Source organism: Variovorax sp. Varisp85, assembly GCF_047304045.1.
Classification (GTDB): Bacteria; Pseudomonadota; Gammaproteobacteria; order Burkholderiales; family Burkholderiaceae_C; genus Variovorax.
In genome coordinates this window covers 20,149-28,385 of the sequence record NZ_JBGLYN010000083.1, presented here as the reverse complement: position 1 = coordinate 28,385, position 8,237 = coordinate 20,149, and the positions used below count along the sequence as shown (strand labels likewise).

Genomic DNA, 8,237 nt, shown 5'->3' with positions numbered 1-8,237 from the left:
GGCTGGGGCGGCGGTGGGGGCGGCGGAGGCGGATCTGCCTTCGGCTTCGGCGGCTCGACGAACTGGCTCAGCATTTCGACTGGAATCACCACCTCGGCGGCGCGGCGGAGCAACCCGCTCTGCAGCGCCCAGAGCGCAGCCGCGTGGAACAGGATGACACCGCCGGCAATGACGACATTGCGCGAAAGGCCGAGGACGGAAGGGGGGGGAGCAAAGCGGTCAGACACGATCAACCATTCGAATGCGGGCACCGCGAAAGGTGCCCCGATTTCAGCAAAACCGCTACGAAGACAACACTTGCGCCAGTTGCGCTACTTGCGAAAGATCCACCAGACCGAGCCTGCAACCAGGATCAGGCTGCCGCCGAGTGTCGAGAAGAGTTCCATGCCTTGCTTTCCTTGATGGAGTTGGCAAGCTGGATCGCCCTCGGACCTGATTCGCAGCTCAGCGCGGCGACCGGATGCGAAGCGCTGCACTGCGCGACGATATCTCGCGCACACCCCTCACATTGGCCACACTGGGTGGCCACGCCAAGTTCGAACTGAACCTCGTCGAAAGTCATGCCGGCCCGCACGTGGCGTGCGATTTCTCGGTCGGAGACTCGGCGGCAGACGCAAACGATCATGGCTGTGAAAGCGGCAGTTGGCTGGCTGTTGGATTTGCTTAATTATAAATAAGAATCCGTCGCATTCACAATAACCATGTGTTACTGATTCATGCAAGTGAGCCAGATCCCTGGATTCAGACCTCGGACCAGAGCCGAAGCAGGTTGTGGTAGTGGCCGGTCAGCGCCACGGTTTCCTCGCCTTCGCCGAAGCGGGCACGAAGTTTCTGGATGTTCTGGTCGAGTTCGAACAGCATGCCGCGCTGCTGGTCGCTGCGCACCATGCTCTGCAGCCAGAAAAACGAACAGATCCGAGCCCCCCGGGTCACGGGGTGGACGCGGTGCAGGCTGCTGGCCGGATAAAGAATGAGGTCGCCGGCCGGCAGCTTCACTTCGTGCGAGCCATAGGTGTCGATGACCTCCAACTCGCCACCCTCGTAACGGCCGGTTGCCCGCATGCATCTTGAGAATGAACAGGCCGGTGATCGAGAAGACCAGTGCGGCGCCCGCGAAGATGTCGATGAACCAGCTCCACGCGGCACCGGTGTTGCGGCCCTTGTGGAGGTCGTTGAAGTAGGAGAGCCAGCCGCGGTCGGTGCGCTCGTACTCGATCTCGCCGTCGGCCAGGCTCAGGCGCAGCCAGGCGTCGCCGCCAGGGCGGGGGAGCGAGAGATAAATTTCGTCGTCCGACCACTCGGCCTCGCGGCCCCGCGGTACCGATGTCCCAGTGCTTCTGCACCCAGGCCTGCAGTTCGGCGGGCAAGGGCGCCTTTCCCTTGAGGGCCTTGGCGGCTGGCAACTGCTTTTCGAGTTGCGTGCGCAGGACTTCATCGACCGAACCGCTCAGCTTCGTGACGGCCGGCCGGGCCTCGATCTGCCCCGCGTGATTGAGCGTGAAGCCCGTGACGCTGAACAGGATCATGCCAATCAGGCAGATCGCCGAACTCACCCAATGCCATTCGTGCAGGGTCTTGAGCCAGTAGGCTCGTCGGCGGGTGTCGGGGCGGGCGGCAGTCATCATCGAAGGCGCGGATTCTATCCGTGCAAATGAGAATGACTTCTATTTGTGATTGGTTGAGTTGCGTAAAGCAATAAAAAACGGGACCGAAGTCCCGTTGATCGGCAGGCGCGAAAGCCTCGCTTATTCGAGTTCGCCCATCTGCGATTGCAGGTAGTTCTGCACCCCGACCTTGTCGATCAGGTCGATCTGGGTTTCGAGGAAGTCGATGTGCTCTTCCGTGTCGTCCAGGATTTCCTGCAACAGGTCGCGCGAGACATAGTCGCGCACCGATTCGCAATGCGCGATGCCGTCCTTGATGGTCGCTTGCGCGCCGGTTTCGGCGCCGAGGTCGCAGCGCAGCAGTTCCGGCACGTCTTCGCCGATGTTCAGCTTGCCCAGGTCCTGCAGGTTCGGCAGGCCGTCGAGCATGAAGATGCGGTCCATCAGCTTGTCGGCATGCTTCATCTCGCCGATCGATTCCTCGTATTCCTTCTTCGCCAGCTTGTCCAGGCCCCAGTGCTTGAGCATGCGGTAGTGGAGGAAGTACTGGTTGATTGCAGTGAGCTCGTTCTTGAGCTGCGCCTGCAGATGTTCGATGACCTTGGGGTCGCCCTTCATGATCGTTTTCCTTGTTCTGAAAGAGGGGATTGTCCGGTTCCTCGGAGGGCCCGCGCAAGCATTCCCCTGCGCAGTCGGTCTGCATGCGTACGAGGGTGATAGGCGTTCGTATTCGGGCGGGCAACGAAGGCGAGGACGCCTTTGTTTTTCATAGGCCGCACCGATGTTGTCGATAGTTCAATGCTATTAATGTGTCTTATTTGGTAGTTATACTCATGGCTCGCACTTACTTTTGTCCACCCGAAGCATCCAAGGAATCACCATGTCCCTGATCAACACCCAAGTCCAACCCTTCAAGACCCAGGCCTACCTCAACGGCAAGTTCATCGATGTGTCCGACGAGACGCTCAAGGGCAAGTGGTCCGTGCTGATCTTCATGCCGGCGGCCTTCACCTTCAACTGCCCGACCGAAGTCGAAGACGCGGCCGACAACTACCCCGAGTTCCAGAAGCTGGGTGCCGAGGTCTACATCGTGACCACCGACACGCACTTCTCGCACAAGGTCTGGCACGACACGTCGCCGGCCGTCGGCAAGGCCAAGTTCCCGCTGGTGGGCGACCCGACCCACACGCTGACCAACGCTTTCGGCGTGCACATCCCCGAAGAAGGCCTGGCACTGCGCGGCACCTTCGTGATCAACCCCGAGGGCATCATCAAGACCGCCGAAGTGCACTCCAACGAAATCGCGCGCGACGTCAAGGAAACCCTGCGCAAGCTCAAGGCAGCGGTCTACACCGCCGCCCACCCGAACGAAGTCTGCCCGGCCAAGTGGAATGAAGGCGACAAGACCATCGCACCGTCGTTCGACCTCGTCGGCAAGATCTAAGCGCCCCGCGCGAAAGCCCGGGCGCTCACGAGGCCCCGGGCTTTTTCGTCCCCAGTTGATAGTTTTCAGTTATCGAAAGAGAGTCCCTCATGCTCGACGCCAGCACCAAAGCCCAATTGAAGAGTTACCTCGAACGCGCCACGCAGCCGATCGAGATCGTCGCCTCGCTCGACGACGGCAAGGCCTCGGGCGAGATGCTGTCGCTGCTGAAGGACGTCGCCGAAGCCTCGCCGCTGGTCAAGCTGACCGAAAGCCGCGACGACAACCACCGCAAGCCCTCGTTCTCGGTCAATCGCCCGAGCGAAAACCACGGCCCGCGTTTTGCCGGCCTGCCGATGGGCCATGAATTCACTTCGCTGATCCTTGCCTTGCTGCAGATCGGCGGCTATCCCCCCAAGGTCGAGCAGGCAGTGCTCGACCAGATCAAGGCGCTCGACGGCGATTTCGAGTTCGAGATCTACGTCTCGCTCACCTGCCACAACTGCCCCGACGTGGTCCAGGCGCTGAACCTGATGGCAGTGCAGAACCCGCGCATCCGCACCACCATGATCGAAGGCGGCACCTTCCAGGACGAAGTGAAGGAACGGCAAGTGATGGCCGTGCCGACCGTGTTCCTCAACGGCACCGAGTTCGGCCAGGGCCGCATGAGCCTGGAGGAAATCCTCGCCAAGATCGACACCAGCGGCGTCGAGCGCGAAGCGAAGAAGATTGCCGCCAAGGATCCGTTCGACGTGCTGATCGTCGGCGGCGGTCCTGCCGGCGCCGCTGCGGCTGTGTACGCGGCGCGCAAGGGCATCCGCACCGGCGTGGCCTCGGAGCGCTTCGGCGGCCAGGTGCTAGACACGCTGGGCATCGAGAACTTCATCTCGATCAAGGAAACCGAAGGACCGAAGTTCGCGCATGCGCTCGAGGAACATGTGCGCGACTACGACGTCGACATCATGAATCTGCAGCGTGCCAAGGCGCTGGTGCCCGGCAACGGCCTGATCGAAGTGCAGCTCGAAAGCGGCGCCTCGCTCAAGAGCAAGTCGGTCATCATCTCGACCGGCGCGCGCTGGCGCAACATCAACGTGCCCGGCGAGCACGAGTTCAAGAACAAGGGCGTGGCCTATTGCCCCCACTGCGACGGCCCGCTGTTCAAGGGCAAGCGCGTCGCGGTGATCGGCGGCGGCAACTCGGGCGTCGAAGCGGCGATCGACCTGGCCGGCATCGTGGGCCACGTCACGCTGATCGAGTTCGACACGGCCCTGCGCGCCGACGCCGTGCTGCAGCGCAAGCTCCAGAGCCTGAAGAACGTCGACATCTTCACCAACGCGCAGACCACCGAGATCACCGGCGACCAGAAGGTCAACGGCCTGGTCTACAAGGACCGTGCGACGGGCGAGCTGAAGAAGGTCGAGCTTGAAGGCGTGTTCATCCAGATCGGCCTCGTGCCCAACACCGACTGGCTCAAGGGCACGGTCGAGCTGTCGAAGCACGGCGAGATCCTCGTCGACGCGCGCGGCCAGACCTCGGTGCCCGGCGTGTTCGCGGCAGGCGATGTGACGACCGTGCCGTTCAAGCAGATCATCATCGCGGCCGGCGACGGCGCGAAGGCGGCGCTCGGTGCATTCGACCACCTGATCCGCACTTCGGCGCCCGCCGCGCCGGCGGCTGCCTGACCGGCTGCCCGATGCAAGAAGGGGGCATCGCAAGTCGATGGCCCCCTTTTCTTTGAAGTCTCAGTAGTTCAGCCGCTCCGGCCGCAGTTCCTGCAGGATCGTCGTCGCGATCTCCTCGATCGACTTGGTGGTGGTCGACAGCCAGCGGATGCCGGCGCGTCGCATCATCGCCTCAGCCTCGCTCACCTCGTGGCGGCAGTTCTCGAGGCTGGCATAGCGCGAATCGGGGCGCCGCTCGTTGCGGATCTCGCTGAGGCGCTCGGGCTGGATCGTCAGGCCGAAGATTTTCTTGCGGTGCGGCATCAGGGCCGGTGGCAGCTGGCGGCGGTCGAAATCCTCCGGAATCAGCGGGTAGTTGGCGGCCTTGAGGCCGTGCTGCATCGCCAGGTAGAGCGAGGTGGGCGTCTTGCCGCTGCGGCTCACGCCAACCAGGATCACGTCGGCGCCCTGCAGGTCGCGGTTGCTCTGGCCATCGTCGTGCGCCAGGCTGAAGTCGATGGCCGCGATGCGGGCGTTGTATTCCTTGCTCTTGCTGACGTCGCTGAAGCGGCCGATGCGGTGGTTCGACTTCACGGCCAGTTCGATTTCCAGGGGCCGCACGAAGGTGCCGAACATGTCGAGCAGCATGCCCTTGCAGCCGGTTTCGATCACTTCCAGCACGTCCATGTTGGCCAGCGTGGTGAAGACGATGGGGCGGACGCCCTCGATTTCGGCGGTGTGATTGATCTGCCGCACCGCCTGGTGTGCCTTGTCGACCGTGTCGGTGAAAGGCAGCCGGACATGGCGCGGTTTCATCTCGAACTGGGCCAGAACGGCGTTGCCGAAGGTCTCGGCGGTGATGCCGGTGCCGTCGGAAATGAAGAAAACAGTGCGTGTATGCATGGTCTTGCGGCCTTGTCCTGCGGCGCGCGCGACCTTGCCACGCCTACAATCCGGGCCATTATCGGGAATCCGCTTTCCCAACCCCAATTCTTTCCATGCACACCGCGCCCGCACCCAAAGCAACGACAACGATCGTGCCGCGCCGTCTGCATGCGGCACCGGTTTCAACTTCTGGAGCTTTCCCATGTCTGCACTTTTCGACGCGACCGCCCTGGTCGTACCGTTTGAAAACCTGAGAATGACCGACGTCGAGGCGGTTGGCGGCAAGAACGCCAGCCTCGGCGAAATGATCTCGCAGCTGCCGCAGGGCGTGCGGGTGCCGACCGGTTTCGCGACCACGGCCCACGCATTCCGACAGTTCCTGGCCCACGACGGCCTGGCCGACAAGATCAGCAAGCGCCTCGCCGCGCTCGACACCGAAGACGTGCGCGCGCTGGCCGCCGCCGGCGCCGAGATTCGCGCCATGGTCGAGGCCCAGCCTTTCCCGGCCGACCTGCAAAAAGCCATCGGCGAGGCCTTCGCCACGCTGAGCGCCGGTAACCCCGCCGCCTCATTTGCCGTGCGTTCCTCGGCCACCGCCGAAGACCTGCCCGACGCCTCGTTCGCCGGCCAGCAAGAGACCTTCCTGAACGTCGTCGGCATCGACGACGTACTGCACAAGATGAAGGAGGTGTTCGCCTCCCTCTACAACGATCGCGCCATCAGCTACCGCGTGCACAAGGGCTTCGAGCACGACGTGGTCGCGCTGTCGGCCGGCGTGCAGCGCATGGTGCGTTCCGACCTCGGCGCCGCCGGCGTGATGTTCACCATCGACACCGAATCGGGCTTCGAAGACGTGGTGTTCATCACCTCCAGCTACGGCCTCGGCGAAACGGTGGTGCAGGGCGCCGTGAATCCTGACGAGTTCTACGTCCACAAGCCGACCCTCAAGGCCGGCAAGAAGGCCGTGATCCGCCGCAACCTCGGCTCCAAGCTGATCCAGATGGAATTCGCCACGCCTGAAGAGAAAAAGGCGAGCGGCAAGCTGGTGAAGACCACCGACGTCAAGGCGGAGCAGCGCAACCGCTATTCGCTGAGCGACGCCGACGTCGAGCAGCTCGCCAGGTACGCGCTGGTCATCGAAGAACACTATGGCCGTCCGATGGACATCGAGTGGGGGAAGGACGGCACCGACGGCCAGCTCTACATCCTGCAGGCGCGCCCCGAGACGGTGAAGAGCCAGCAGCAAGGCAAGGCCGAGCAGCGCTACAAGCTGCTGGGCAAGGGGGCCGTGCTGGCCGAAGGCCGTGCCATCGGCCAGAAGATCGGCACCGGCCCCGTGAGGCTCGTGCACAGCATCAGCGAAATGGACAAGGTACAGGCCGGCGACGTGCTCGTCACCGACATGACCGATCCCAACTGGGAGCCGGTGATGAAGCGCGCCGCCGCCATCGTCACCAACCGTGGCGGGCGCACCTGCCACGCGGCCATCATCGCGCGCGAACTGGGCATTCCGGCCGTGGTCGGCTGCGGTGACGCGACCGATCTGCTGAAGGACGGCACGCTGGTGACCGTGAGCTGCGCCGAGGGTGACACCGGCTTCATCTACGACGGCCTGCTCGAGACCGAAGTGACCGAAGTGCAGCGCGGCGTGATGCCCGAGATCGACCTCAAGATCATGATGAACGTGGGCAACCCGCAGCTCGCCTTCGACTTCGCGCAGTTGCCGAACCACGGCGTGGGCCTGGCCCGCCTGGAGTTCATCATCAACAACAATATCGGCGTGCATCCGAAGGCAATCCTCGACTATCCGAACGTCGACAACGACCTGAAGAAGGCCGTCGAGTCGGTGGCGCGCGGCCACGCCTCGCCGCGCGCGTTCTACGTCGACAAGGTGGCCGAAGGCATCGCGACCATCGCGGCCGCGTTCTGGCCAAAGCCCGTCATCGTGCGCCTGTCCGACTTCAAGTCGAACGAGTACCGCAAGCTGATCGGCGGCAGCCGCTACGAGCCGGAAGAAGAAAACCCGATGCTGGGCTTCCGCGGCGCCGCGCGCTACCTGAGCGCCGATTTCGGCGAAGCCTTCGCGATGGAATGCGAAGCGCTCAAGCGCGTGCGCAACGACATGGGCCTGACCAACGTTCAGATCATGGTGCCCTTCGTGCGCACGCTGGGCCAGGCCGAGCGCGTGACCGGCCTGCTCGCCGAGCACGGCCTGAAGCGCGGCGAGAACGAACTCAAGCTGATCATGATGTGCGAGGTGCCGAGCAATGCCATCCTGGCGGATGAGTTCCTGCAGTACTTCGACGGCTTTTCGATCGGCTCGAACGACCTGACCCAGCTCACGCTGGGCCTGGACCGCGACTCGGGCCTCGAACTTCTGGCCGCCGACTTCGACGAGCGCGACCCGGCCGTCAAGGCGATGCTGAGCCGTGCCATCAAGGCCTGCAAGGACCAGGGCAAGTACGTCGGTATCTGCGGCCAGGGCCCCAGCGACCATCCGGACTTCGCACTATGGCTGGCGGAGCAGGGGATCGAATCGATCTCGCTGAATCCCGACAGTGTGATCGACACCTGGCAGCAGCTCGCCAAGCGCTGACCCGCAAAAGGCATTGGGCCATGTGCCCGCCGCGCGACAGACTGCGGGAATCCCCACAGGGGGATTTC

6 protein-coding genes and 3 pseudogenes are annotated in these 8,237 nt (G+C 63.3%); 3 read left to right on the top strand and 6 right to left on the bottom strand.

All coding sequences use genetic code 11. The annotated features are described in order from the left end of the window. The 5 genes and pseudogenes from ACCC97_RS25295 to bfr form a co-directional block, all read right to left on the bottom strand. Positions 1–233, bottom strand: a pseudogene (locus tag ACCC97_RS25295) (energy transducer TonB); the annotation flags it as partial. Between the two features lie 119 nt (positions 234–352). After that, entirely contained in the window at positions 353–625 is a 273-nt protein-coding gene (locus ACCC97_RS25290; RefSeq protein WP_081502622.1) for a bacterioferritin-associated ferredoxin, read from the bottom strand. A gap of 116 nt (positions 626–741) precedes the next feature. Beyond that, positions 742–1,044: pseudogene (locus ACCC97_RS25285) on the bottom strand (2OG-Fe(II) oxygenase); the annotation flags it as partial. 4 nt (positions 1,045–1,048) lie between these two features. Then, positions 1,049–1,622: pseudogene (locus ACCC97_RS25280) on the bottom strand (PepSY-associated TM helix domain-containing protein); the annotation flags it as partial. A 123-nt stretch (positions 1,623–1,745) separates the two neighbouring features. Continuing rightward, the gene (bfr, locus tag ACCC97_RS25275) at positions 1,746–2,222 is read right to left on the bottom strand and encodes a bacterioferritin (RefSeq protein ID WP_007830763.1); all 477 of its coding nucleotides are present in this window, start codon (positions 2,220–2,222) and stop codon (positions 1,746–1,748) included. Between the two features lie 262 nt (positions 2,223–2,484). On the opposite strand from bfr, the gene ahpC reads away from it, so the two are divergent. Both ahpC and ahpF read left to right on the top strand, forming a co-directional pair. Beyond that, positions 2,485–3,048, top strand: coding sequence for an alkyl hydroperoxide reductase subunit C (ahpC, locus tag ACCC97_RS25270; RefSeq protein ID WP_007830764.1), 564 nt, complete (start codon positions 2,485–2,487; stop codon positions 3,046–3,048). 89 nt (positions 3,049–3,137) lie between these two features. Further along, complete coding sequence (gene ahpF / locus ACCC97_RS25265; protein WP_007830766.1) at positions 3,138–4,709, top strand: alkyl hydroperoxide reductase subunit F; 1,572 nt, start codon at positions 3,138–3,140, stop codon at positions 4,707–4,709. A 60-nt stretch (positions 4,710–4,769) separates the two neighbouring features. Here the strand turns inward: ahpF and ACCC97_RS25260 are convergent, their stop codons facing one another. Continuing rightward, positions 4,770–5,591 (bottom strand): pyruvate, water dikinase regulatory protein, encoded by an 822-nt coding sequence (locus ACCC97_RS25260; protein WP_007830768.1) that lies wholly within the window; start codon positions 5,589–5,591, stop codon positions 4,770–4,772. A gap of 184 nt (positions 5,592–5,775) precedes the next feature. Between ACCC97_RS25260 and ppsA the strand changes: the two genes are divergently transcribed. Continuing rightward, positions 5,776–8,169, top strand: a complete 2,394-nt coding sequence (gene ppsA, locus ACCC97_RS25255; RefSeq protein ID WP_007830770.1) for a phosphoenolpyruvate synthase — start codon at positions 5,776–5,778, stop codon at positions 8,167–8,169. The last annotated feature ends 68 nt before the right edge of the window (positions 8,170–8,237 follow it).